Origin of the sequence: Streptomyces sp. NPDC060002 (genome assembly GCF_042737245.1) — a bacterium.
Lineage (GTDB): Bacteria > Actinomycetota > Actinomycetes > Streptomycetales > Streptomycetaceae > Streptomyces.
In genome coordinates this window covers 10,177-33,897 of record NZ_JBHWUW010000037.1, presented here as the reverse complement: position 1 = coordinate 33,897, position 23,721 = coordinate 10,177, and the positions used below count along the sequence as shown (strand labels likewise).

General features: G+C 72.9%; 14 protein-coding genes. 4 read left to right on the top strand and 10 right to left on the bottom strand.

All coding sequences use genetic code 11. The features are described from left to right. Positions 1 to 209: 209 nt before the first annotated feature. Positions 210 to 452 carry a mycoredoxin gene (locus ACFWBD_RS27780; RefSeq protein ID WP_057603310.1) on the top strand — a complete coding sequence of 81 codons (243 nt, stop codon included), beginning with the start codon at positions 210 to 212 and terminating at the stop codon, positions 450 to 452. Positions 453 to 528: 76 nt separating this feature from the next. On the opposite strand, the gene nudC is transcribed toward ACFWBD_RS27780, so the two are convergent. From nudC to ACFWBD_RS27755, 5 genes are all read right to left on the bottom strand, one after another. After that, positions 529 to 1,473 (bottom strand): NAD(+) diphosphatase, encoded by a 945-nt coding sequence (gene nudC, locus ACFWBD_RS27775; protein WP_385672263.1) that lies wholly within the window; start codon positions 1,471 to 1,473, stop codon positions 529 to 531. A gap of 155 nt (positions 1,474 to 1,628) precedes the next feature. Then, positions 1,629 to 3,041 carry a dipeptidase gene (locus ACFWBD_RS27770; RefSeq protein ID WP_385672260.1) on the bottom strand — a complete coding sequence of 471 codons (1,413 nt, stop codon included), beginning with the start codon at positions 3,039 to 3,041 and terminating at the stop codon, positions 1,629 to 1,631. A gap of 10 nt (positions 3,042 to 3,051) precedes the next feature. Then, the gene (locus ACFWBD_RS27765) at positions 3,052 to 6,630 is read right to left on the bottom strand and encodes a UvrD-helicase domain-containing protein (protein ID WP_385672257.1); all 3,579 of its coding nucleotides are present in this window, start codon (positions 6,628 to 6,630) and stop codon (positions 3,052 to 3,054) included. A gap of 117 nt (positions 6,631 to 6,747) precedes the next feature. Beyond that, a complete protein-coding gene (locus ACFWBD_RS27760; RefSeq protein ID WP_385672254.1) occupies positions 6,748 to 10,077 on the bottom strand; it encodes an ATP-dependent helicase in 3,330 nt (1,109 codons plus the stop codon). A 293-nt stretch (positions 10,078 to 10,370) separates the two neighbouring features. Then, complete coding sequence (locus tag ACFWBD_RS27755; RefSeq protein ID WP_385672251.1) at positions 10,371 to 10,757, bottom strand: MGMT family protein; 387 nt, start codon at positions 10,755 to 10,757, stop codon at positions 10,371 to 10,373. Positions 10,758 to 10,945: 188 nt separating this feature from the next. Here ACFWBD_RS27755 and ACFWBD_RS27750 point away from each other — a divergent pair, with 188 nt between their 5' ends. The 3 genes from ACFWBD_RS27750 to ACFWBD_RS27740 all read left to right on the top strand — a co-directional run bounded on the left by ACFWBD_RS27750 (position 10,946) and on the right by ACFWBD_RS27740 (position 16,947). Further along, entirely contained in the window at positions 10,946 to 13,633 is a 2,688-nt protein-coding gene (locus ACFWBD_RS27750) for a lysylphosphatidylglycerol synthase domain-containing protein (protein WP_385672248.1), read from the top strand. 75 nt (positions 13,634 to 13,708) lie between these two features. Then, entirely contained in the window at positions 13,709 to 15,253 is a 1,545-nt protein-coding gene (locus ACFWBD_RS27745) for an alpha/beta hydrolase (RefSeq protein ID WP_385672245.1), read from the top strand. Positions 15,254 to 15,390: 137 nt separating this feature from the next. Beyond that, positions 15,391 to 16,947 (top strand): alpha/beta hydrolase, encoded by a 1,557-nt coding sequence (locus ACFWBD_RS27740; RefSeq protein WP_385672242.1) that lies wholly within the window; start codon positions 15,391 to 15,393, stop codon positions 16,945 to 16,947. A gap of 86 nt (positions 16,948 to 17,033) precedes the next feature. On the opposite strand, the gene moeZ is transcribed toward ACFWBD_RS27740, so the two are convergent. The 5 genes from moeZ to ACFWBD_RS27715 all read right to left on the bottom strand — a co-directional run bounded on the left by moeZ (position 17,034) and on the right by ACFWBD_RS27715 (position 23,580). Continuing rightward, complete coding sequence (gene moeZ / locus ACFWBD_RS27735; protein ID WP_385672239.1) at positions 17,034 to 18,212, bottom strand: adenylyltransferase/sulfurtransferase MoeZ; 1,179 nt, start codon at positions 18,210 to 18,212, stop codon at positions 17,034 to 17,036. Positions 18,213 to 18,275: 63 nt separating this feature from the next. Further along, positions 18,276 to 19,034 carry a spherulation-specific family 4 protein gene (locus ACFWBD_RS27730; protein WP_385672236.1) on the bottom strand — a complete coding sequence of 253 codons (759 nt, stop codon included), beginning with the start codon at positions 19,032 to 19,034 and terminating at the stop codon, positions 18,276 to 18,278. Further along, positions 19,022 to 19,984, bottom strand: a complete 963-nt coding sequence (locus ACFWBD_RS27725) for an NAD-dependent epimerase/dehydratase family protein (protein WP_385672233.1) — start codon at positions 19,982 to 19,984, stop codon at positions 19,022 to 19,024. Before ACFWBD_RS27725 ends, ACFWBD_RS27730 begins: the two co-directional genes overlap by 13 nt. Positions 19,985 to 20,566: 582 nt before the next feature. Further along, positions 20,567 to 21,811, bottom strand: coding sequence for a hypothetical protein (locus ACFWBD_RS27720; RefSeq protein WP_385672229.1), 1,245 nt, complete (start codon positions 21,809 to 21,811; stop codon positions 20,567 to 20,569). Beyond that, positions 21,808 to 23,580 (bottom strand): DUF3492 domain-containing protein, encoded by a 1,773-nt coding sequence (locus ACFWBD_RS27715; protein WP_385672226.1) that lies wholly within the window; start codon positions 23,578 to 23,580, stop codon positions 21,808 to 21,810. The genes ACFWBD_RS27720 and ACFWBD_RS27715 overlap by 4 nt, the downstream gene beginning before the upstream one ends. Between the last annotated feature and the right edge of the window lie 141 nt (positions 23,581 to 23,721).

The following is a 23,721-nucleotide window of genomic DNA, read 5'->3' as shown; positions in this document are numbered from 1 at the left end:
CGGTTGTCCACAGGTGGGCCCCGCAGTCGTATTAATGCGGCGAGTGTCACGCTCGGAGGTCCCTGCCTCGGAGGTCCGCGCCTGTCAGGTCCGCGCCTCGGCGGAACGGCACCCGGCGGAAATGGCGGCCTGCGGGAATGGTGGCCCTTTCAAGTACGTTCTCCCACTGCGACCACCTGCCCCCGACCCGCCTAAGGAGCACAAGAGACATGCTGGGCACTGTGACGATGTACAGCACCACATGGTGCGGCTACTGCCAGCGGCTGAAGAAGCAGCTCGACCGCGAGGGCATCGGATACACCGAGATCAACATCGAGCAGGACCCGGAGTCCGCGGCGTTCGTGGAGAAGGCCAATGGCGGAAACCAGACGGTTCCGACCGTGCTGTTCCCCGACGGCTCCACGCTGACGAACCCGTCGCTGGCGCAGGTGAAGCAGAAGATCGGCGCGTAACCGCGTTCGGCGCCAGGCCGTACGCGAGCAGGGCGGCCCCCCGAGGCATGGGGGGCCGCCCTTCTCGCGTCGTGGGTCAGACGAAGCTGCGGGTCGGCAGCGGCTTGCCGTACCAGAGCTCGATCAGACGGGCCGCGATGGAGATGCCGTAGGGGGGCAGCACCTCGCCGGACTCGAAGGAGGCGTCGAGTTCGTCGCGGGAGAACCAGCGGGCCTCGTGGATCTCGTCGCCGTCGACGTCGATGTCGGTGGACGTGGCACGGGCCATGAAGCCCAGCATGAGGCTGGAGGGGAAGGGCCAGGGCTGGCTGGCGATGTAGTCGACCTGGCCGACGGTGACACCGACCTCCTCGAAGACCTCGCGGCGCACGGACTGCTCGATGGACTCGCCGGGCTCGACGAAGCCGGCGAGGGTCGAGAAGCGGCCCTCGGGCCAGTGGACCTGGCGACCGAGGAGGATGCGGTCCTCCTCGTCCGTGACGGCCATGATCACCGCGGGGTCGGTGCGCGGGTAGTGCTCGGCACCGCAGGCGGGGCAGCGGCGGATGTGGCCGGCCGCGGCGATCACCGTGCGCTCGCCGCAGCGGGAGCAGAAGCGGTGCAGGCGCTGCCAGTTCTCCAGGGCCACCGCGTGGACCATCAGTCCCGTCTCGCGCGGCGACAGCAGCAGGCCCGCCTCGCGCAGACCGGCCGGGCGCGCGGACTGGTCGATACGGCCGGGCAGCGCGTCCTTCTGGAGGGCGAAGTAGCTGACACCGTCCTCGTCGGTCCCCAGGAAGTAGCGGTGCGCCTCGGTGAGGGGCGCCTCGAACGACGGGGTCATGACGAGCTCGGTGTGGCCTTCGGACGTCTCGTCGATGAGCACCTGGCCGCCGGACACGACGAAGCAGCGCGTCGTGGGGTGGCTCCACGCCGCGGCGAGCCAGGCCTCGTCGAGCCGGTGGTGGGCGGCACGGTCGACACCGCTCGGCGCGGTGAGCGAGATGGGTCGATCGGCGTTCTGGTCGGTCCAGGTGGTCACGGGTACTTCCAACTCCCCCGGTGGAACGGTTGTTTCGGCGGGCGGTTCAGCGGGACGTACGGCAGAGGACGACCGGTCTCGGTGTGGTGTCGCGGTGCGGGGCGGCCTTTCCAGTGTGCCCCGCGCGCGGGTCCCCTCCGGACCGTGCGGGGGCGTCAGGGCTCATGAAGCCAGCTCTCGGCGAGGTCGCCCCAGAGGTACGCGGTGGCCTCGACGCCCTTGAGGAGGAGGTCCAGCTCGACCTTCTCGTTCGGCGCGTGCCAGCCGTCCGAGGGGACGGAGATGCCCAGGAAGAGCACGGGGGCGCCGAGGACCTCCTGGAGGTCGGCGGCCGGTCCCGAGCCGCCCTCCCGGGTGAAGCGGACGGGCCCTTCGAAGGCGCGGCCCATGGCGCGGACCACGGACTGGAGGGCCGGGTGGTCCAGCGGGGTCAGACACGGGCGCGTGGCCGGGCTGAACGTGATCTCGTGCCGGATCCCGGCGGGCAGCTGCGCGGATGCCCAGTCGCGGACGGCCTTCTCCACCTGATCGGGGTCCTGTCCTGCGACCAGCCGGAACGACAGCTTCACAAAGGCCGAGGACGGGATGATCGTCTTGCTGCCCGGGCCCTGGTAGCCGCCGCCGATGCCGTTGACCTCGGCGGTGGGGCGGGCCCAGACGCGCTCCAGGGTGGTGTGTCCGGCCTCGCCGTGGGTGGCGTGCGACCCGGCGGTGCGCAGCCACCGGTCCTCGTCGAACGGCAGCTCGGCGAAGAGGTCGCGCTCGCGGTCGGTGAGCTCGACGATGCCGTCGTAGAAGCCGGGAACGGCCACGCGCGCGTGCTCGTCGTGCAGGGCCGCGACAAGACGGGCGGCCGCGGTGGCCGGGTTGGGCACGGCACCGCCGAAGGAGCCGGAGTGGATGTCCTGGTCGGGGCCGAACAGCCGGATCTCGCACTCGGCGAGGCCGCGCATGCCGGTGCACACCGTGGGGGTGTCCTCGGACCACATGCCGGTGTCGGAGACGATCACGGCGTCCGCGGCGAGCCGTTCCGCCCGCTCCTCGACCAGGGCGCGGAAGTTCGGGGAGCTGGACTCCTCCTCGCCCTCGATCAGCAGCTTGAGGCCGACGGCCGGGGCCCGGCGGCCGGTGGCGGCGAGATGGGCGCGGACACCGAGGGTGTGGAAGAAGACCTGGCCCTTGTCGTCGGCCGCTCCCCGCGCGTGCAGGCGGTTTCCGCGGACGACGGGCTCGAAGGGGTCGGTGTCCCAGCCGTCCTCGCGAGCGGCGGGCTGCACGTCGTGATGTCCGTAGACCAGGACGGTGGGGGCCTGTGGATCGCCCGAGGGCCACTCCGCGTAGACGGCCGGCGCGCCCGGCGTCTGCCAGACCTCGACGGTCGGGAAGCCGGTCTCCTTGAGCTTGGCCGCGAGCCAGTCCGCGCTGCGCCGTACGTCGGGTGCGTGGTCGGGCTGCGCCGACACCGACGGGATGCGCAGCCATTCGGCGAGGTCGTCGAGGAAGGCGGCGCGGTGCTGCTGGATGTACGTGCGGACGGCGCTGACGGCACTGTCAACGGTATGGCTCATGGTCAGGAGCCTATCGGCCCGCACCGACATCCTCGCCGGGCCCTTGCGCAGGGTTTACTTGCGCGGCCGGTCCGCCGCGGTCGTCCCCGGCACCGTCCTCCCCGGTCAACAGGCGCTCCAGGGCGGCACGATCGGGCAGGCCCTCCGGTCGTACGACGTCGCCGCTGCGAACATAGAGGAACGCCGCTGTGACGGATTCCACGGGCACACCCTGCTGCTCGGCCCACGCGAGCCGGTAGAGGGCGAGCTGGAGGGGGTCGGCGGTGCGAGCTCGGTGGGTCTTCCAGTCGACGATGTCGTAGGTGGCCGTGTCTCCGTCGCCCTCCTTGTAGACCGCGTCGATACGGCCCCGCACGACGCGGCCGGCGAGGGCGAGCTGGAAGGGGGCCTCGACGCGGTACGGCGTGCGGTGGGCGTACTCGGTGCTCTCGAAGGCTTCCTTGAGCGCTTCCAGGTCGCGTTCGTCGGCGATCTCGGCGTCGTCGCCGGGCAGCTCGTGCGGTTCCAGCAGGGGGAGCGTCAACTCCTCGAAGCGGGCCTCCACCCACGCGTGGAACCTGGTGCCCCGGCGCGCGGCCGGTTGCGGGGGGCGCGGCATGGGGCGCGCGAGTTCCTGCGCGAGGCCGTCCGGGTCGGCGGCCAGTCGCAGTACCTGCGAGGCGGTCAGGGTCGTGGGCAGGGTTACGTCCGTGACGCTGCGGCGGGCGCGGAGCAGCTCTCCGGCGAGCGCGTCGAGGTCACGGTCCCAGGAGGCGACGGCGCGGGACTCCTCAGGGGTGAGGGAGGGCCGGCGCGGGCGGGTCGGGGGAAGCTCGGGGGCCGTCGCCTGGTGGGGCACGGCGAGGCGGGTGCCCTCGAAGGGCGCGTCCCCGAACGGGTCGGACTCCCCGTAGGACGACTCGTCGTGCTCGACATCCCCGTACCCGGGATCGCCGTACTCGGGCTCGTCGTGCCGAGGCTCCTCGTACTCGGGCTCGTAGGCGAGCTCGTCCTCGTCCGGCGGCGGGGGCCAGTCCGGGTCGTCGTAGGTGTCCGGGTCGTGGGTGGCGCCGGGGTGGCCGTCCTGGTGCGAGGCGAGGTCGTCCAGATGGGCGAGGACGGTCTCCGCGGCGGCGCGGCGGCGGGCGAGGGAGTCGTCGTCCAATGGGAGCGGCCAGACCTGGTCGGCCGTCGCCCGGTGCAGGACGGGGTTCTCCTCGTCCTCCGCCGGTTCGTCCGCCCAGGCCTCGATCTCGCCGTGCCCGGCCGCGCAGTGTCGGTACAGCTCCTGGAGGAAGTCGGACGGGCCGCGGGGCTTCTTCTGGGTGGGACCCCACCAGTGGCCGGACCCGAGGAGCAGGGAACGGGGGCGGGTGAAGGTGACGTAGCCGAGGCGGAGTTCCTCGGTGTGCTGGTGGTCCTTCATGGCCTCGTGGAAGGCCTTCATGCCCCGCGCGTCCCAGGAGTCGAGGCCGGGGAGGGTGTCGGCGTCGCCGCGCAGTTCGTGCGGCAGCACCTTGGCCTGGGCGGTCCACTTCTCGCGGCCCTGGCCACTGGGGAACGTTCCGGTGACCAGGCCGGGGACGGCGACGACGTCCCACTCCAGGCCCTTGGACTTGTGCGCGGTGAGCACTTTGACGGTGTTCTCGCCGCCGGGGAGGGCGTTGTCGAGGCCCTTCTCGTACTGGGCGGCGGTGCGCAGGAAGCCGAGGAAGGCCAGCAGGCTCGCCTGGCTCTCGCTCGCGGCGAAGGATGCGGCGATGTCGAGGAAGTTGGACAGGGTCTCGCGGCGCCGGGCGGCCAGGGCCTGCGGGGACGCGGACAGTTCGACCTCGAGGCCGGTGACGGCGAGGACGCGGTGCAGTACGTCCATCAGGGGGTCGGCCAGGGAACGGCGCAGGTCGCGCAGTTCGGTGGCGAGTCGCGCGAACCGCACGCGCGCGTCCGGCGAGAAGGGCAGCCCGTCGTCGTACCCGGGCCTGGCACCGCCGTCGCCGTACAGGGGCGTCTCCAGGAAGGTGTCGAGGGCGTCCGCCAGCGATATCACCTCGGACGGGTCCACCCCCTCGACGGCCTCGGCGAGACGGCGGTCCGGGTCGTCGTCGCCGTCCCCGCGCGCGCGGGTGACGAGCAGCCGTGCCCTGCGGCCCAGGAGCGCGAGGTCACGGGGGCCGATGCGCCAGCGCGGGCCGGTGAGCAGGCGGACCAGGGAGGCGTTGGCGCCGGGGTCCTGGAGGACCTCGCAGACGGCGACCAGGTCGGCGACCTCGGGCAGGTGCAGCAGACCGGAGAGACCCACCACCTCGACGGGGACGTCCCGGGCGACCAGGGCGCCCTGGATCTCCGCGAAGTCGGTGGCCGTGCGGCACAGCACGGCGATCTCACCTGGTGCCGTGCCGGTGCGCACGAGGTGGGCGACGGAGTCGGCGAGCCAGTCCATCTCCTCGGCGTGCGTGTTCAGGAGAGCGCAGCGCACCACTCCGTCGCGCTCCGCGCCGGGGGCCGGGCGCAGGGCCTCCACGCCCGCGTGCATGGCGCGCAGTGGCTCGGCGAGGCCGTTGGCGAGGTCCAGGAGACGGCCGCCGCTGCGGCGGTTCTCGCTGAGCGACTGGCGTCGCGCCCTGCTTCCGTCGCTGTGCGCGAAGTGCTCGGGGAAGTCGTCGAGGTTCGCCACGGAGGCGCCGCGCCAGCCGTAGATGGCCTGGCAGGGGTCGCCGACGGCGGTCACGGGGTGCCCGGTGCCGCCGCCGAACAGGCCGGCCAGGAGGATGCGCTGGGCCACCGAGGTGTCCTGGTACTCGTCGAGGAGGACCACGCGGAACTCCTCACGCAGGATCGGGCCCACTGCGGGAACCTGGGCGAGCCGGGCCGCCAGGGCGATCTGGTCGCCGAAGTCGAGCAGGTCGCGCTCGCGCTTGGCGGTCCGGTAGCGCAGCACCAGGTCGGCCAGTTCGCGCCGGGCGGCGGCCGCCTCGGGCACCTTGCGCAGGTCGGCGTTGGTGAGTCTGGCGCCTTCCAGGCCGCTCAGCAGTCCGGCGTCCCACGCGCGCAGGTCCTCGGGCCGCACGAGGTGTTCGGCGAGTTCGGCGTCGAGCGCGAGGAGGTCGCTGATCAGGTCGGCGAAGGAGCGGGTGAGCGACGGGTAGGGGCCGGGGGCCTCGCGCAGCACACGCGCGGCGAGCTGGTAGCGGGTGGCGTCGGCGAGCAGGCGGGACGTCGGCTCCAGGCCGATGCGCAGGCCGTGGTCGGTCAGCAGGCGGCCCGCGAAGGAGTGGTAGGTGGAGATCACCGGCTCGCCCGGCGGGTTGTCCGGGTCGATGACGTCGGGGTCGGTGACGCCCGCCCTGACCAGTGCCTTGCGGACGCGCTCGGCGAGTTCTCCGGCGGCCTTGTTGGTGAAGGTCAGGCCGAGGACCTGGTCGGGGGCGACCTGGCCGGTGCCGACCAGCCACAGCACGCGCGCGGCCATCACCGTCGTCTTGCCCGACCCGGCTCCGGCCACGATCACCTGCGGGGCGGGCGGCGCGGTGATGCAGGCCGTCTGCTCCGGGGTGAAGGGGATCCCGAGGAGCTCCTTGAGCTGCTCGGGATCGCTGATACGGGCGGGCATGGGGAGAGGCTAGCGGCGAGCACTGACAGTCGATGACAAATCGCCCTGCCGGAACGAGAGAAGCCCAGGTCAGCAAGCGTGGTGCGGTCCGTCACACGGGTCTGTCACACGGGTCCGTCACTCGACCACGTGCCGTCCCTCGGGCCGGGCGCTGCACGAGGCGCGGAACGCGCAGTGGGTGCACTGCTGGCCGGCGGTCGGGGTGAAGCGCTCGTCGAGGACCTTGCCGGCCGCCGTGGCGAGCAGGTCGCCGACCCACTCCCCCGCCTCGCCCTCGAGGGCTTCCTGCGCCTGCACCTTGGGCAGGCTCTCGCCGCCGTCCCGCTTGGCGGCGCTCTGCCGCAGCTGGACGAGTTCGGCGCCGCCCGGTGTGGGTCGTACGCCGTCGAAGGCCTCGTCGACGGCGCCCTCGCGGACGGCGAGCTGGTACACGGCGAGCTGGGGGTGGCGCTCCACCTCGCGGGCGGTCGGCGCCTGTTTGCCGGTCTTGAAGTCGACGACGTAGGCACGGCCTTCGGTGTCGACCTCGACACGGTCCATCTGGCCGCGGATGCGCACCTCGTACTCGCCCGCTTCGAGGGTGACGTCGAAGTCGTGCTCGCTGGCGACCGGTGTGCGGCCCGTGCGGTCCATCACATGCCACTTCAGGAAGCGTTCGAGCGCCACGCGCGCGTGTGTCTTCTCCTGCGCGGACTTCCACGGGGCGTCGAAGGCGAGGGCGTTCCACACGGAGTCGAGGCGCTCCATGAGGACGTCGAGGTCGGCCGGGGTGTGCCCGGAGGCGACCTCGTCGGCGAGGACGTGCACCACGTTGCCGAACCCCTGGGCGACGGTGGCGGGGGCGTCGGCCTTCACCTCGCGGCCCAGGAACCACTGGAGGGCGCAGGTGTTGGCAAGCTGGTCGAGGGCACTGCCGGAGAGCACGACGGGCTGGTCGCGGTCGCGCAGCGGCACCTTGCTCTCGGTCGGCTCGAACATGCCCCACCAGCGGTACGGGTGGGCGGACGGCACCAGGGGCCTGCCGTCCTCGTCGGCGAGCGCGGCCAGCCGGGCCAGACGGCGGGCGGCGGCCTCCCGGAGGGTGGCGGAGGCGCGCGGGTCGACCGTCGTGGCGCGCAGTTCGGCGACCAGCGCGGCGACCGCCAGGGGGCGGCGCGGGCGGCCGGTGACGTCCTTGGGCTCGACGCCGAGTTCGGTCAGGAAGCGGGAGGGCTGGTCGCCGTCGTCGGCGGGCGCCTTCACGGCGGTGACGACGAGTCGCTCCCGCGCGCGTGTGGCGGCGACATAGAACAGGCGGCGCTCCTCGGCGAGCAGCGCGCCCGGGGTGAGCGGCTCGGCGAGTCCGTCGCGGCCGATGCGGTCCGCCTCCAGGAGGGAGCCCCGGCGGCGCAGGTCCGGCCACAGGCCTTCCTGGACGCCGGCCACGACCACCAGGCTCCACTCCAGGCCCTTGGCGCGGTGGGCGGTCATCAGGCGCACGGCGTCGGGGCGCACGGCACGCCGGGTGAGGGTGTCGGCGGCGATGTCCTCGGCCTCGATCTCGGCCAGGAAGTTCAGGGCGCCCCGGCCACCGGTGCGCTCCTCCGCGCGCGCGGCGGTGGCGAAGAGCGCGCACACGGCGTCCAGGTCCCGGTCGGCGTTACGGCCGGCCGCGCCGCCGCGCCGGGCGGACCGCTCCAGACGCGCGGGCCAGGGTGTGCCGTCCCACAGGCCCCACAGCGCCTCCTCGGCCGTGCCGCCCCGCGCGAGGCCCTCCCGGGCCGTCGCCAGCAGCGCGCCGAGGCGCTGGGCACCGCGCGCGTACGTCGGGTCGTGGGCGACGAGCCGCACCGGCTCGGCCAGGGCGCGCGTGAGCAGTTCGTCGGACGGCGGCGGCAGCGCGTTGCCCGCGGCGCGCTCCTCGTCGCGCAGGGCCCGGCCGAGGCGGCGCAGATCGGCGGCGTCCATGCCGGCGAGCGGGGAGGCGAGGAGGGTGAGGGCGGTCTCGGTGTCGAGCCAGCAGGCGTCCGCGTCCGCCTCGGGGTCCTCGTCCCCCGCCGGCGCCGCCGCGGAGGCCTCCGCCGTCGCCACCGCGCGCAGGGCCGTCAGCAGGGGTGCCACGGCGGGTTCGTGGCGCAGGGGGAGATCGTCGCCGTCGATGTCGAGGGGGACGCCGGCGGCGGTGAGGGCGCGGCGGACCGTCGGGATCGTGCGGGAGCCGGCGCGTACCAGTACGGCCATCTCGCTCCAGGGCACCCCGTCCTCCAGGTGCGCGCGGCGCAGGATGTCGGCGACGTTGTCCAGCTCGGTGCCGGGGGTCGGATACGTGTAGACCTCGACGTGGCCGCCGTCGCGCGCGGAGGCCAGCTCGCGGTGGGCGCGGACCTTCTCGGCCGGGAGGCGCGTCAGGGGCATCCGCCGGGTGAGCCGCCGGGTGGCGTCCAGGAGGGCGGCACCGGAGCGGCGGGAGGTGCGCAGGACCTCGACGGGGGCCGGACGGCCGTCGGGGCGGGGGAAGTCCCGGGGGAAGTCCAGGATGCCGTTCACGTCGGCGCCCCGGAAGGTGTAGATCGACTGGTCGGGGTCACCGAAGGCGACCAGGCCGCGGCCGCCGCCGGCGAGGGCGTGCAGCAGCCGCACCTGGGCCGGGTCGGTGTCCTGGTACTCGTCGACGAACACGGCGTCGTACCGTGCGGCGAGTCGCTCGGCCACCTCGGGGCGATGGGCGAGAAGGACCGCGCGGTGGACGAGTTCCGCGTAGTCGATCACGCCGTGCAGATCGAGCACGTCGAGGTACTCGGCGAGGAAGGCGGCGGCGGCACGCCAGTCGGGGCGGCCGATGCGGTGCGCGAAGGCGTCCAGGGCCGCGGGGTCGAGGCCCAGTTCGCGGCTGCGGGCGAGCACCGCGCGGACCTCGTCGGCGAAGCCGCGCGTGGTGAGGCAGGCGCGCAGTTCGTCCGGCCAGCGCACATGCGCGAGACCGAGCCGTTGCAGGTCGAGCTGGCCGGCGAGCAGTTCGCGGACGGCCACGTCCTGCTCGGGTCCTGACAGCAGCCGCAGGGGTTCCACGAACAGGTCGGCGTCCTGGTGGGCGCGGATCAGGGCATAGCAGTACGAGTGGAAGGTGGTCGCCTGGGGCGCGCGGGCGGCGCCCATGCGATGCGCCATCCGGTCCCGCAGCTCCACGGCCGCCTTGCGGCTGAACGTGAGCACCAGGATGCGTTCGGGGTCGCCCCCGCGGGCGATCCGGGCCGCCACGGACTCGACGAGGGTGGTGGTTTTCCCGGTGCCCGGACCTGCGAGGACGAGCAGCGGACCGGCCCCGTGGTCAACCACGGAGCGCTGTGTGGCGTCCAGACGAGGGGGACCCACGCGGGCCGGCGGGGTACGCACCAGTCGGTAAGCGCCACGGTCCCCCTGTCGCCCCTGGGGGTGCGACAGGCGCCTGGTGGAGAAAGAGGAGCTCACGTGGTTCGCCGGTCCTGGTGGGTGTACTGGTTGACGGAGCACCGCTCGGGGAGAGCGGTGATCACGGGATGAGGGGGACGCGTGCGGCCGACGCTACGCCGACAAGCGGTCCGGAAGGATGGCTTCCGGTTCTTCTCTCGAGGCCCTCGCAGCCCTCACGCCCCTCCCGGCCCTGCTGCCGTGCACGTCCCTCGCCCCTCGAACGTACGCCATGCCGCGGACGTGCCCTCTTTGCGCTGTTTCCCCCGTACGGGCCACAAGATCCCCTCGGCGCCGTCCGATGGCGGAAGCTGTCAGGTGTGACCTTCCGCGCGCCCGCCGCCGTCCCACCGAGCCCGCTTCATGTCGAGGCGCGGCAGGTGCCCCTGGGCGGCCCTGCTCGCCTGCTTCAGCGGCGTGCCCTCGGCGCGGTAGTGGTCCAGCGCCCGCAGCTCGTGGCCCGGGAGCAGCGTCCCGTCCGCGCGGACCACACGCCACCACGGGACGGCGCCGCCGTAGAGGGCCATCACCCGGCCCACCTGCCTCGGCCCGCCCTCCTCCAGCCACTCCGCCACGTCCCCGTACGTCATGACCCGCCCGGGCGGAATCAGCTCCGCGACCTCGAGGACCCGCTCGGCGTACTCCGGCAGCGCGTCCGTGTACTCCGGGCGGGCGTCGTCCGGAAGGCTCTGCTCGCTCATCCGGCCCATCCTGCCCCACGGCACCGACAATGGGACGGGCCGGCGACCCTGTGTGCCCCTCGCCCCCGGGCGGCGCTTCAGGCAGACTGTGCGCCCCCGCGTTTGCACCCTGATGCCCCCGTGTGTCAGTGGGGCATGCCACCATCGTGCGGGCGGTGACACCGGTGATACGAGATCAAGAAGAGACGATGAAGCAGCAGGGCGTGCATCCTGAGGGCGCGGAAAGCACCTCTGACGCTGCGCCGCGCCCGGACATCACCGAAGAGGCACGGGAAGAGGTGCACATCGACGAGGTCGAGGGCGACGAACCGCTCCTCCCCGCGCGCGTGCACCGCCCTTCCGACCTGATGCGGCTGCTGGTGGGCGTGCTCGCCGTGGTCCTCCTCCTGGGCATCGCCGCCTTCGCACACGGGACGACCTCCGGCCTCGAACAGGACATCAACAAGGGCACCGGACAGGCCCCCGATCTCCTCATCAAGATCGCGGGGCTGGCGTCCAGCATCGCGATCCTGCTGGTGCCGGTCGCGTTCGCCATCGAGCGGCTGATCAAGCGCGACGGGCTGCGCATCGCCGACGGCGTCCTCGCCGCGGTCCTCGCGCACGGTGTGACCCTCGCCACCGACCTGTGGGTCGCCAAGGCCGCCCCGAGCTCGATCCAGGAGGCGCTCACCCAGCCCTCCCCCGGTGACATCCACGCCCTCACCGACCCCGTGCACGGCTACCTCGCGCCCGTCATCGCCTATATGACCGCCGTCGGGATGTCGCGTCGGCCGCGCTGGCGCTCGGTGCTGTGGATCGTGCTGCTCCTCGACGCCTTCTCGATGCTCGTCACCGGCTACACGACACCGTTCTCGATCATCCTCACGGTGCTGATCGGCTGGACGGTGGCCTACGGGACGCTGTACGCGGTCGGCTCCCCGAACGTGCGCCCGACAGGGCGGACGCTGATGGCGGGCCTGCGGCACGTCGGCTTCCGCCCGGTGAACGCGGCCCGCGAGGAGGGCCCGGACGCGGCGGAGGGCGACCGGGGCAGACGCTACTTCGTCACCCTGGAGGACGGTCCACCGCTCGACGTCACGGTCGTCGACCGGGAACAGCAGGCCCAGGGATTCTTCTACCGCGCGTGGCGCAATCTGACCCTGCGCGGCTTCGCCACCCGCAGCAGCCTCCAGTCGCTGCGCCAGGCCCTCGAACAGGAGGCGCTGCTCGCCTACGCGGCCATCGCGGCCGGCGCCAACGCGCCGAAGCTGATCGCGACCTCCGAGCTCGGTCCCGACGCGGTCATACTCGTCTACGAGCACACCGGCGGCCGCACCCTCGACTCACTGGCGGACGACGAGATCACCGACGACCTGCTGCGCAACACCTGGCACCAGGTGCAGGCACTCCAGTCGCGGCGCATCGCGCACCGCCGGCTCGCGGGTGACGCGATTCTGGTGGATCGTTCCGGCAGGGTGATCCTCACCGATCTGCGCGGCGGCGAGATCGCGGCCGGCGACCTGCTGCTGCGCATGGACGTCGCCCAGCTGGTGACGACGCTCGGCCTGCTGGTGGGCGCCGAACGGGCGGTGGCCTCCGCGGTGGGCGTGCTCGGACCGGACACGGTCGCGGACTGTCTGCCGATGCTCCAGCCCATCGCGCTGACCCGCTCCACGCGCGCGACGCTGCGCCGACTGGCACGCGAGCGTGCGCAGCGGGAGCGCGAGGCGGTCCTGGAATCCTCGCGGCAGGCCAAGCAGGCCCGCCTGGAGGCGGCAGGGCACGACACCGCACCCGTCGCCCTCGAGAAGCCGGACAAGAAGGCCGTACGCGCGGAGGCGCGGGCCGAGAAGCGGGCCATCGACGACGCGCTCGAGGAGGCCCGCGAGGAGGATCTGCTGACGCAGATCCGGCACGAGGTGCTGCTGATCCGGCCCCAGGCGCCGGTCGAGCCGGCCCGGCTGGAGCGGGTGCGGCCGCGCACCCTGATGAGTTTCATCGCCGGTGCCATCGGCGCCTACTTCCTGCTGACGCAGCTCACCCACATCGAGTTCGGTCCGCTCATCGCCAACGCCGAATGGGGCTGGGTGGCCGCGGCCGTGCTGTTCTCCGCGGTGAGCTACGTCGCCGCGGCGATGAGCCTGCTGGGGTTCGTACCGGAGCGGGTGCCGTTCCCGCGGACCGTGGCCGCGCAGGTCGCCGGGTCGTTCGTGAAGATCGTGGCCCCGGCCGCGGTCGGCGGGGTCGCCCTCAACACCCGCTTCCTCCAGCGCGCGGGGGTGCGGCCCGGCCTCGCGGTGGCCAGCGTCGGCGCCTCGCAGCTGTTCGGCCTGGGCTGCCACATCCTGATGCTGCTGTCGTTCGGCTATCTGACCGGCACCGAGAAGACGCCGTCGCTGTCGCCGTCCCGCACCGTCATCGCGGGTCTGCTCACGGTGGCGGTGCTCGTGCTCGTGGTGACCTCGGTGCCGTTCCTGCGCAAGTTCGTCAGCACGCGCGTGCGGTCCCTGTTCGCCGGGGTCGTGCCGCGCATGCTGGACGTACTGCAGCGGCCGCAGAAGCTGGTCACCGGGATCGGCGGCATGCTCCTCCTCACCGCCTGCTTCGTGATGTGCCTGGACGCGTCGATCCGCGCGTTCGGCGACGAGTCGACCTCGCTCAGCATCGCCAGCGTCGCCGTCGTCTTCCTCGCCGGCAACGCCCTCGGCTCCGCCGCCCCGACACCGGGCGGAGTCGGCGCCGTCGAGGCGACCCTGACGGTCGGTCTGATCGCCGTGGGCCTGCCCAAGGAGGTCGCCGCTCCCGCGGTGCTGCTCTTCCGCCTGCTGACGCTGTGGCTGCCGGTACTGCCCGGCTGGCTGGCCTTCAACCACCTCACCCGCAAGGGCGCCCTGTAGGAGCGCTCCGGCGCCCGTACCTCGTACGGCCCGGCGCCCCGCGCGCGTGCCCGGGCACGACCGCAGGATGGGATCATGCCGAACCCCTCCCGCCTGCGCGCCGCCGCCGTGACCGCCACCGCCCTGCTGCTGTCCTCCATGGTGGCGGGCTGCGGCGACGATGCGCAGGACGAGGATCTGACGGCGCAGAAGCTGAGCTGGAAGGACTGCCCGGCACCCTCCCAGGCGGAGGGCGGCGGCAGCGCGCCGACTCCGCTGCCGGACGGCGACCAGTGGCAGTGCGCCACCATGAAGGCGCCCCGCGACTGGGACGACCCCAAGGGTGCCACGATCGACATCGCGCTGATCAGGGCCCCGACGAGCGGCGACGAGAGCCGCAGGATCGGCTCCCTGATCTTCAACTTCGGCGGCCCCGGCGGCTCGGGCGTCTCCACCCTGCCCGCCTTCGGCGAGGAGTACGCGGCCTTGCGTACCCGCTACGACCTGGTCAGCTTCGACCCGCGCGGGGTCGGCCGCAGCGCCAAGGTGCAATGCAAGAACGACCAGCAGCTCGACGCGTACTTCCAGCAGGACAGCACGCCCGACGACGCCGCCGAGCGCACCGCGCTGCTGGAGAACACCAAGGACTTCAACGCGGCCTGCGAGGAGAACTCCGCGAAGATGCTGCCGAACGTGCGGACCACGGACGCGGCCCGCGACATGGACCTGATGCGCCAGGTCCTCGGCGACGACCGGCTGTACTACTTCGGCATCTCCTACGGCACCGAACTGGGCGGCGTGTACGCCCACTTGTTCCCCAAGCACGTGGGACGCGCCGTCTTCGACGCGGTCGTCGACCCTACGCAGACGTCCGAACAGGGCTCACTCGGGCAGGCCGAGGGCTTCCAGCTCGCACTCGACAACTTCGCCGAGGACTGCACGTCCAAGACGGAGGACTGCCCCGTCGGGGACACCGCGCAGGACGTGAAGGACCGGATCGCGGGGCTCCTCAAAAACCTCGACGGCAAGCCGATCCCGGGCATCTTCCCGCGCGAACTGACCCAGAGCGCCGCGACCAACGGCATCGCGCAGGCGCTGTACTCGAAGGACTTCTGGGAGTACCTCACCGAGGGCCTGGAGCAGGCCTACGCCGGGAACGGCAAGGTCCTCATGCTGCTGTCCGACCTGATGAACGGCCGCAACGAGAACGGCGAGTACAGCAACATCACGGCCGCCAACATCTCCATCAACTGCGCCGACGACAAGCCGCGCTACTCCACCGCCCAGGTGCAGCAGAAGCTGCCGGAGTTCCGGGCCGCCTCCAGCGTGTTCGGGGACTTCCTGGCCTGGGGCATGGTCAGTTGCACCGACTGGCCCGTCGCCGGCGCCGCCGACCACCCCGACGTGAGCGCGCCCGGGTCGGCGCCGATCCTCGTCGTGGGCAACACCGGCGACCCGGCGACCCCGTACGAGGGGGCCCGGAAGATGGTGGACGCGCTGGGCCCCGGGGTCGGGGTGGAGCTGACGTACAAGGGGCAGGGGCACGGTGCGTACGACAGCAAGAACAAGTGCGTACAGACGGCGGTGAACGGCTACCTGCTGAACGGCAAGGTGCCGGCCGCAGGGACCGTCTGTTCCTGACGCCGCCGCAAATTCCCGAGAAAGCCGCAGGTCAAAAGGTTATCCACAGGCCCGGACGGGTGCGCCGTGCGCCGCCTAATATGGCCTGACAGCCGTTCGCCGCCGAGCGCGGACGGCCTGCGAGGGGGGAAGTGCACATGGCGCGATTCGTACGGTGGACGGCGCTGGGGGCCGCCGCCGCACTGCTGGTGACGGGTTGCAGCAGCGGCGCGTCGGACGGGGGCGGGGACGGCAAGGGCGGTACGGCCGCCTCCTCCGCGGCGGCCAGTGCGACCGCTACGACGTCCGCGCTGCCCGCTTCGCTGACCGGGCAGAAGCTCGACTGGGGACGCTGCAGGGCCACGGCGGACTCCGCCGCGCCGGGCAGCGACTGGCAGTGCGCGACGCTGAAGGTGCCACTGGACTGGTCGAAGCCGGACGGCAAAACGATCGGCCTCGCCCTGGTGCGTACCAAGTCCCGCGCCGAGGGGAGCAAGCGGACCGGCTCGCTGTTGTTCAACTTCGGCGGACCCGGCGGCTCGGGAGTGTCCACGCTCCCCGCCTACGGCTCCGCCTTCTCTTCGCTCCGCGAGCGCTACGACCTGGTGAGCTGGGACCCGCGCGGGGTCGGCGCCAGCGAGGGCGTCCGCTGCCGCGCCGACAAGGCCATCCAGGCCGCCGAGTCCCTCGACTCCACCCCGGACACCCCCGCCGAGGAACAGGCGTACTTCGAGGACGCCACCGACTTCGGCAAGGGCTGCGAGAAGGCTGCCGGAGAGCTGCTGGCGCATGTGTCGACGACCGACACCGCCCGCGACATGGACCTGATGCGCCAGGTCCTCGGCGACTCGAAGATGCACTACTTCGGCATCTCCTACGGCACCGAACTGGGCGGCGTGTACGCCCACCTGTTCCCCAAGAACGTGGGGCGGCTGATCCTCGACGCGGTCGTGGACCCGAGCGCCGACTCGGTGGGCCACGCGCAGAACCAGGCACGCGGCTTCCAGCGGGCACTCGACGACTACCTCGAGTCGACGGGCCAGGACCCCGCGAAGGGCAGCAAGAAGATCGCGGATCTGCTGGACCGGATCGACACCGACCCGCTGCCCACGTCGGACGGGCGGAAGCTGACGCAGACGCTCGCGGTCACCGGCATCGTGCTGCCGCTGTACAGCAAGCAGAGCTGGCCGAGCCTGACCAGCGCCCTGGAGTCGGCCGAGGACGGGGACGGCTCCGAACTGCTGACGCTCGCCGACGGCTACAACGAGCGGGACACCTCGGGGCACTACGGCACGACGACCCACTCGCAACGGGTCATATCGTGCCTGGACGACAAGCAGCGGGCGACCGCCGAGGGGACGAAGAAGCTGCTGCCGGAGTTCGAGAAGATCTCGCCCGTGTTCGGGGACTTCCTGGGCTGGGACACCGCCGGCTGGTGCCACGACTGGCCGGTGGCCGGGCAGTACGACACCCCGGAGGTGAGCGCGGCGGGTGCGGCACCGATCCTGCTGGTCGGCAACACCGGGGACCCGGCGACGCCGTACGAGGGCGCCCGGAAAATGGCGGACGAGCTCGGCAAGGGCGTAGGTGTGCTGCTCACCTGGAAGGGCGAGGGGCACGGTGCGTACGGCAGCGGGAGCGACTGCGTCGACTCGGCGGTGGACGCGTACCTGTTGAAGGGAACGGTGCCGAAGGACGGCAAGGTCTGCTCATGACGACGGCGGGGGCTTCGCGCACTCGTGGTACGCCAAGCCCCCGCCGATCGGACCGGTCACCCCGGTGCGCCAGGGGAACGGCCGGGTCAGTAGATCGGCTTGCTCGGCTCGATCTGATTGACCCAGCCGATCACGCCGCCGCCGACATGCACGGCGTCCGAGAAGCCCGCGGACTTCAGGACCGCGAGGACTTCCGCACTGCGGACACCCGTCTTGCAGTGCAGGACGATCTTCTTGTCCTGCGGCAGGCCCTCCAGGGCGGTGCCCAGCAGGAACTCGTTCTTCGGGATCAGCCTGGCGCCCGGGATGGAGACGATCTCGTACTCGTTCTGCTCACGGACGTCGATGATCTCGATGTTCTCGCCGTCGTCGATCCACTCCTTGAGCTGCTTGGGAGTGATCGTCGAGCCGGCCGCCGCCGCCTGGGCCTCCTCGGAGACGACGCCGCAGAAGGCCTCGTAGTCGATGAGCTCGGTGACGGTCGGGTTCTCGCCGCAGACCGCGCAGTCGGGGTCCTTGCGGACCTTGACCTGGCGGTACTGCATCTCCAGGGCGTCGTAGATCATCAGGCGACCGAGCAGCGGCTCGCCGATGCCCGCGAGGAGCTTGATCGCCTCGTTGACCTGGATGGAGCCGATCGACGCGCACAGCACGCCCAGCACGCCGCCCTCGGCGCAGGAGGGGACCATGCCCGGCGGCGGGGGCTCCGGGTAGAGGCAGCGGTAGCACGGACCGTGCTCGGACCAGAAGACGGACGCCTGGCCGTCGAAGCGGTAGATCGAGCCCCACACGTACGGCTTGTTCAGCAGCACGCACGCGTCGTTGACCAGGTAGCGGGTCGCGAAGTTGTCCGTGCCGTCGACGATCAGGTCGTACTGGCTGAAGATGTCCAACACGTTCTCGGCCTCGAGCCGTTCTTCGTGCAGGACCACATTCACGTACGGATTGATGCCGAGGACGGAGTCGCGGGCGGACTCGGCCTTGGAGCGGCCGATGTCGGCCTGGCTGTGGATGATCTGCCGCTGGAGGTTCGACTCGTCGACCTCGTCGAACTCCACGATGCCGAGCGTGCCCACGCCCGCCGCGGCCAGGTACATCAGCGCCGGCGAGCCCAGGCCGCCGGCGCCCACACAGAGCACCTTGGCGTTCTTCAGCCGCTTCTGCCCGTCCATCCCGACATCGGGGATGATCAGGTGGCGGGAGTACCTGCGGACCTCGTCTACGGTGAGCTCAGAGGCTGGCTCGACCAGGGGTGGCAGCGACACGGGGACTCCGTTGGTCGGTCGATCACTACAGTTGTTCTCCCCGTAACACTGCCATGGCCTTCTTCATTCCGAGACACCCGTTCCGATCCGCGAGACGAGTTCGTCCCAGTAGCCGGGCAGGGTCTCCCAGGGGCCGGCGAGGCCGCCGCGGCCGGTGCCGTCGGTGAACCAGATCGTCGCGGCGCCCTGCCAGCGCGCGATGCGCAGCGCCTCGTCGAGGTGACCACGTGGCACGCCGTGCACGAGGTGGCAGAAGCGCTCGGGCGGGTGCTCCGCGGTCCACTCGGCCACCTGCGACCAGCGGTAGTCGCTCCAGGAGCCCGAGAAGGTGACCACCTGATCGGCGAGTTCGGCGTAGCCGGGGTGAGGGTGGGTGCCGTGGCCGAGGACGATGTGGGGCGCGTCGTTGAGGGCGCGGAGTGTCCCGACCGTGCGGCGCAGTTCGGGGAGGGCGGTGCGCCCGGCCGGGCACCGGTCGAGGAGGAAGCCGTCGACCTGGTACCAGTCGAGGTGGCGCTGTGCGTCGGAGATCACCTCGGTGAAGGGACGGGCGCCGTAGCGGGTGTCGAGGTGCCCGAGGACCCGGACACCGGCGTTGCGCAGCCGGCCCGCGGCTTCCAGGCAGTGCGGGTCGGGGCGGTCGCCGGGACCGTCGGCGACGTCGAGGACGACCCAGTGCAGAGGCCTGCCTGGGTGGGCGAGTCCGCGCCACTCGGTCGACGCGAGCAGGGGGTGCGCGAGGCCGGGGACGCCGAAGCCGGTGCGGACGTCGGTGATGCCGGCGCTCGCGGTGCCCGCCGGAGTTCCGGTCAGATACGACATGCCGCCTCCATCCAGATGTCGGCGAGGGACTCCTCCAGGTTGATGCGGGGCCGCCACCCGAGCCGGTCCCGGGCGGTGCGCACATCGGCCTGCTGCCAGCTGCCGCAGCCGTCCGGATACGGGTACGCGACGGGTCCCGCGTGGTCCGACTCGGGGCGGGGGTGGCCGATGGCGGCCCTGAGGTGGCCGCCGGACGGCCCGTCGAGTTCGTGCAGAGCGCCGCCGTACCCGGCCACCCGCGCGAGGGTCGCGGCGGCGTCGCGCAGGCGGACGGCGCGGCCCGAGCCGATGTTGATGACGCCCTGCGCGGCGGAGAGCGAGGCCGCGTGCACGGCACGGGCGACGTCCCGGACGTCGATGAAGTCGCGTTGCACGCCGAGGCCGCCGAGTTTGAGCTCGCCGTCGCCGGACTGCATGGCGCGGCGCATGGCCTCGGCGAGCCGGCCCAGCGGGGAGCCGGCGGGCGTGCCCGGACCGGCGGGCGAGAAGACCCGGAGCACGACGGCGTCCAGACCGGAGCCGAGGACGAGTTCCGTGGCGGCGAGCTTGCTGACGCCGTACGGGCCGCCGGGGCGGGGCACGGCGTCCTCGGCCGTCGAGGAGCCGGGCTGGCTCGGGCCGTACTCGGCGCCGCAGCCGATCTGCACCAGACGTGCGCCGCAGCCGCTGCGGCGCAGAGCCTCGCAGACGGTGGCGACGGCGACGGTGTTGTGCCGGGTGAGCTCGCGGGCGCCGCCCCGGGTGGTGCCCGCGCAGTTGACGACGACCTGGGGGTGGACCGCGTCGAGGAAGCGGGTGAGCGCGCCGGGGCTGCCGGACGCGAGGTCGAAGCGGACGTCGGCATCGTCGCCGCGGCCGAGCGCGGTGAGCTGGACGGCCGGGTCGGCGAGCAGACGGTCGGCGACGAAACGACCGAGGTAGCCGTTGGCTCCGATCAGCAGGACCCTCATCGTGCGGCTCCCGGGATGTGCGCCGCGGCTGTCGACGGGGCCACGGGGGCTCCGGTCGCCGCGTGTCCTGCGGCTGCTCCTGTGACCGCGGGGGCGCCTGGGACCCCGGGGGCCCCGGTATCTCCGGTCGCTCCGGATCGGGAGGTGGTCATCTGGTCTCTCCTTCAAGCGTGTTGCGGTGGGCTGCGGCTGGGTGGAGGAACGTGTGCGCCGCATGGTCCGGGCGCGGTGGGGACTGCGCCGCGCCCGGCGGCCGAGACGCCGACGGCAGGCGTCGGAGGGGCGGTCGTCGGAGGGGCCGGCGGGGGCGGGTGCGGCGGCGGGCTCGGGTCAGCGCGGCTGGCCCGCTCGGCACCACTGGACCGCTCAGCACGGCTGGACCGCTCAGCACCACTGGACCGTTCAGCACCACTGGACCGCTCAGCACGGCTGGACCGCTCGGCACCACTGGACCGCTCGGCACCACTGGACCGCTCAGCACCACTGGACCGTTCAGCACGGCTGGACCGCTCGGCACCACTGGACCGCTCGGCACCACTGGACCGCTCAGCACCACTGGACCGCTCAGCACGGCTGGACCGTTCAGCACGGCTGGTCCGTTCGCGCGTGGGCCGAGGCCCTGGTCAGCGTGCGGGTCGCGTGGAACAGCAGGGCCAGCGCCGCGGCTCCGCAGACGAGGGACGGGACACCGGCCGGACCCCAGGCGGCGACGAGGCTCTCGACGGGGGTGGCCAGGAAGTCGCAGCCCGGGAGCCGGCCCGTGAAGAGCGTGGCCGGGGCCAGCGCCTCCGCCGTGCCGACGACTCCGAGGGCGACCGCCGGGACGTGGGTGAAGCCGTGCGCGGTGAGGAGACGAGCGAGGAAGAGGAGCGCGCCCAGGGTGAGGGTGTGGCCGTAGTCGGCCGGCTCGCCCAGGACCGCGGCGCACAGCGGGGTCAGCGCGGCCAGCGCGCACAGGAACAGGGCGAAGGTGCCGAGCAGCAGCGGCTGTACGGAGGCGGCGAACTCCTCCAGGCCACGGCTGGTGTCCAGTCGGCGCCGGGCGCGTACGGCAAGGAGGTGCGCGCTCCAGGCGGCCGGCGCGCAGGCCAGGGTGAGGGTGAGCAGCGGGGCCGCGGCGAGGGGCCAGGGGCCGCCCGCCGTCCCGTCGGGCAGGCGGTCGGGGCCCCCGGCGACGGCGGCGCGCAGAAGGCTGTCGCCGAGGGCCGCGTAGCCGAGGAGCCAGCAGGTCCAGGCACCCGTCCGGTGCGGGCCCGGGTGGACGCCACGGTGCGGGCTCAACGGGCCCCGGCGCAGCACCGCACGCACGGCGAGGGCGACGGCGAGGACGCCCGCGGCGGCGACGAGCAGACATGTGCGCCCATGCGTGAGGCGCACACCGGTCACGCCCGCGGCGCACAGGACTCCGGGCAGGAGGGTGAGCAGTGCCCGGTCCAGGCGGGGCCGCGGGGTCGCCGTGGCCGGGAGGAGCGGGGGCGCGTCACCGTCGCGGGGGACGCGGGCGTACATCTCCTCCGCGAGGGAGAAGACGTCCCGGTGCCGGAAGCGTGCCGCGGTGCGGTCGGTGACCCCGTGGGCCTCCAGGCCCGCCGCGATCTCCAGCGGGTCGACGGCGCGTTCGCACAGCTCGCGGTGACGGTGCATCAGGGCTTTCACCGGGTCCGCGGCGCCACGGCGGGCAGCGGCCGGGCTGCGCCCGTCGGCGGCGGCGTCGACGCGCGCTCCGAAACTCCCCGGCGCCTCCGCAGCCCCCCGCGTTCCCTGTGCTCCCGGTACTCCCGGTACTCCCGGCGTTCCCGGTCGGTCCAGCTCGTCGAGCCCGCTCATCGTGCCCCCTCGGTCGCAGAAATCGGCGAGGTGCCCCGGGGCGGTGGCCCCGCCGCCCAGCCCGGACCGCGCCGGGCGGTGACGCGCGCGTCCGGGCCGGTCCAGTGGCCCGGCAGACACGCCTCGGCCGGGACGGCGAACGGACGGGGATCACCGTCGTCGAAGAGGAATCGCCGTACCGGGGCCTGGGCGACGAGCTCCAGGTAAATGCCGTGAAATGCCGTGATGTTCTGCTCGACCGTGAAGAGTTCCAGGGCTCGGGCGCGGGCGGCCGCGCCCAGGCGCGCACGGCGGTCGGGGTCGCGCAGCAGCGCCACGCATGCCTCCGCGAGCGCCCGTGGATTGCGCGGCGGAACCACCAGTCCCGTGCCGCCGATGACCTCCACCACCGCGCCGACGTCGGTCGACACGGTCGCGCGACCGCAGAACATCGCCTCGACCAGACCGACCGGGAACCCCTCGACGACGCTGGACAGGACGGCCACCGCGCCGGCCGCGTACGCCTCGGCGAGGGTGGGCGCCTCCGGGCCGCCGATCTCCTCGAAGGACACCGGGTTGTCGCCGACGGCGTGCGGCCCGTCCGCCTCGTCGGGGAAGAGCTGCGCGGCCAGCACCTTGCAGTGGCCGAGGTAGGCCTGCCCCTCCGCCCCGGCCGGAGCGCCGATGATCCGCAGGCGCGTGCGCGGTTCCTCCTTGCGGAGTTCCGCGAAGGCGTGCAGCAGGGAGACCAGGTCCTTCGCCGGTTCCACCCGGCCGACCCAGACGAGGGTGTGCGGATCGGCGGTGTCGCGGGAGTCGCCCACCTCGGCGAAGCGGGACGCCTCCATGCCCGGGTAGACGGTGCGCAGTTTGGCGCGGTCGGCACCGCAGCGCTCCTGCCAGCGGCGGGCGTGTCTGTTGCCGGGGGTGACGCATGCCGCCTGCCGGTACACCTCGGCGGCGAGCCGACCGTGGAAGGCGGCGACCAGAGCGCGTACGGCGGGAGCCGCCTCGGCGGACGGCACGCCCCCGGAGCCTGCGGGCGAGGGACCCGTCCCCGAGCTCAGGTAGTGCGTCCGCAGCCGGACCCCGTACTCGGTCACCAGCAGCGGCACGTCGAAGAAGTGCCGTGCGAGCAGCCCGGGCAGGGCCGCCGCGCCGCCGGACGTGGCGTGGCACAGGTCGACCGCGCCGAGGCCCTCACCCCCGTCGCCTCCGCCGTCCTCCCCGTACCAGTCGAGCGAGAGGGGGCGCAGGGCGCGTTCGAGGTGCGCGGCGACGGCGAGCAGCTCGGGTACGCGCGCCTCGCGCGCCGTACGCAGCGCGCCGGGCGCGCGACAGGCACGTTCCAGGGTGCGCACGGCGCTTTCCGAGCGGAGTGCCCCCACCAGGCCGCCCTCGTCCCTGGCGAGTTCGGCGAGGCCGTACAGCGCGTTGGCGAAACGGTCCGCCTGAACGGCCGGAGCGGCCCCCGGGGGACCCGCAGCGTCCGGGGGGTCCCCCTCGCACAGCGCGGTCACCAATTCGCCGTAGGACTCCGCGAAGCGCCGGCGCGCGCGCCTGCCGTAGGCGACCCCGTCGTCCTCGGCCTTCCACAGCGGCGCCGTACACACCCGGCTGACCTGCGGCGGAAGCTCGACCCAGCCCGCTTCCTCCTGGTGTTCGGCACGACTGAGCGCGTAGACGTCGAACTCGTGCTGCCCGAGCCCGCGCACGAGCCGGTCGCACCAGAGCCCGGCGTCACCGCTCAGATACGGATAGCCGCCCTCCGTCAGCAGTCCGATGCGCACGCCCACTCCCGATCTCCCGTTTGGGGAGCCGCCGTTGACCCGGCGGCTCGCAGCGGGACGAACGTATGCGGACAAGGTGGTGGCGGGGGGGGGGGGGGTTGGGGTGGGGCCCACCGAAGGGTGGGGGAGGTGGATGGAGTC

What these genes read in the sequence shown, in the direction of transcription:
- ACFWBD_RS27745 (WP_385672245.1), top strand. Translation starts at nt 13,709, where the DNA reads ATGCCGAACCCCTCCCGCCTGCGCGCCGCCGCCGTGACCGCCACCGCC.
- ACFWBD_RS27755 (WP_385672251.1), bottom strand. Translation starts at nt 10,757, where the DNA reads ATGAGCGAGCAGAGCCTTCCGGACGACGCCCGCCCGGAGTACACGGAC.
- ACFWBD_RS27720 (WP_385672229.1), bottom strand. Translation starts at nt 21,811, where the DNA reads ATGAGCGGGCTCGACGAGCTGGACCGACCGGGAACGCCGGGAGTACCG.
- ACFWBD_RS27765 (WP_385672257.1), bottom strand. Translation starts at nt 6,630, where the DNA reads ATGCCCGCCCGTATCAGCGATCCCGAGCAGCTCAAGGAGCTCCTCGGG.
- ACFWBD_RS27770 (WP_385672260.1), bottom strand. Translation starts at nt 3,041, where the DNA reads ATGAGCCATACCGTTGACAGTGCCGTCAGCGCCGTCCGCACGTACATC.
- ACFWBD_RS27750 (WP_385672248.1), top strand. Translation starts at nt 10,946, where the DNA reads ATGAAGCAGCAGGGCGTGCATCCTGAGGGCGCGGAAAGCACCTCTGAC.
- ACFWBD_RS27725 (WP_385672233.1), bottom strand. Translation starts at nt 19,984, where the DNA reads ATGAGGGTCCTGCTGATCGGAGCCAACGGCTACCTCGGTCGTTTCGTC.
- ACFWBD_RS27740 (WP_385672242.1), top strand. Translation starts at nt 15,391, where the DNA reads ATGGCGCGATTCGTACGGTGGACGGCGCTGGGGGCCGCCGCCGCACTG.
- ACFWBD_RS27730 (WP_385672236.1), bottom strand. Translation starts at nt 19,034, where the DNA reads ATGTCGTATCTGACCGGAACTCCGGCGGGCACCGCGAGCGCCGGCATC.
- ACFWBD_RS27780 (WP_057603310.1), top strand. Translation starts at nt 210, where the DNA reads ATGCTGGGCACTGTGACGATGTACAGCACCACATGGTGCGGCTACTGC.